Origin of the sequence: Janibacter sp. LM (assembly GCF_039631275.1) — a bacterium.
Lineage (GTDB): Bacteria > Actinomycetota > Actinomycetes > Actinomycetales > Dermatophilaceae > Janibacter > Janibacter terrae.
The window spans coordinates 1-1,468 of record NZ_JBDIVG010000073.1; the positions used below are offsets into that span (position 1 = coordinate 1).

Below are 1,468 nucleotides of genomic sequence, written 5' to 3' on the forward strand. Positions count from 1 at the left end.
CCACGCCGCCCACCGGACACAGTCGATCGGTGGATCGAGGTTAAGACACACGTCCTACCGCGTCCCGCAACGGGATCCTCACCCGGAACATGCGCGCGGATCGCGGCCATGGTCGGGCGAGCGTACCCGCCCCCCAACGCGCCAGATCCGCGCATCGCGAGCGGTCGACCTGCACAGTCCCGAAGGGCTTGAGATGGCCCGACGTCAGTCAGTCTCGATGACGTGCCGCAGGTATCTCATGGGTGCCTCCAAGTAGCCCCGCCAATGGGTGACGAGCTCAAGTTCCTCCCAAACTGCCTCGCGGATCCCCCGGGTCCAACCTGAAGCGCCCCAGGTTTGATGCCGCTCCTGTTTGAGTCCAGGAGGATGAGCACATGCCGAAGAAGATTGATCCCGAGTTGCGGGCTCGAGCTGTGAGGTTGGTGATCGAGCACCGGCAGGAGTACCCGTCGATGACTGAGGCGATGGTCGCGGTGTCGAAGCAGCTGAACGTTTCGCGGGAGTCGGTACGGCGCTGGGTCGCCCAGGCGGACATCGACGCGGGCCGTCGGGAGGGGACCACGACGCAGGAGTCTGAGGAGATCAAGAAGTTGAGGGCCGAGAACCGGCGGTTGCGCGAGGACGTGGCCGTGCTGAAAGCGGCGACGACTTTCTTCGCGGGGGAACTCGACCCCCGCAACCGCTGATCATGGGATTCATCGACACCATGAGAAGCCAGGGCCACGCGGTCGAGTCGATCTGCCGGGTGCTGCGCGAGCAGGGCTGTCAGGTTGCCGCGCGGACCTACCGCAGCTGGAAGAGCGTCGGGCGGGCCGTAGCCACACGGACCGTCACCGACGCCCAGGTCATGGACGCGGTGCGCGATATCGCTTGGACCACCGACCAGCACGGCCGCAGCAAGTTGACTCCGGAGGGGCTGTACGGGCGCCGGAAGATGAGCGCCTACATACGTCGCACCGTCATCGCCGACGCCTCGTTCGGGTCGGTGGATCGGGCGATGCGCACCCTTGGTCTGGTCGGCGTGCGGCGTGACAAAGGCGTTCGGACCACGATCCCGGCCAAGGACGGCATCCGGGCCGGTGACCTGCTCGATCGTGACTTCACCGTCGAGGCACCCAACCGGGTGTGGGTCACCGACTTCACGTATGTCAGGACGTGGGCGGGCTTCACCTATGTCGCGTTCATCGTCGATGTCTACGCCCAACGGATCGTGGCGTGGCACGCTGCGACGACCAAGCAGACCGATCTGGTGATGGTCCCGCTGCGGATGGCGATTTGGCAGCGCGGCCGTGAGGGACGCCTGGCGGATCCCGGCCAGTTGATCCACCACTCGGATGCCGGGTCGCAATACACGAGTCTGCGGCTGACGGAACATCTTGCCCTTGAGCAGATCCGCCCCTCGATCGGGTCGGTCGGCGATGCCTACGACTGCGAGCATCGTGACTGCGCCACCACCTGGGGTCTGACC

At 65.7% G+C, this 1,468-nt stretch carries 1 pseudogene; it reads left to right on the forward strand.

The window, feature by feature from the left end:
- Positions 1 to 374 precede the first annotated feature (374 nt).
- Positions 375 to 1,468 (forward strand): annotated as a pseudogene (locus ABC138_RS17470) (IS3 family transposase); the annotation flags it as partial.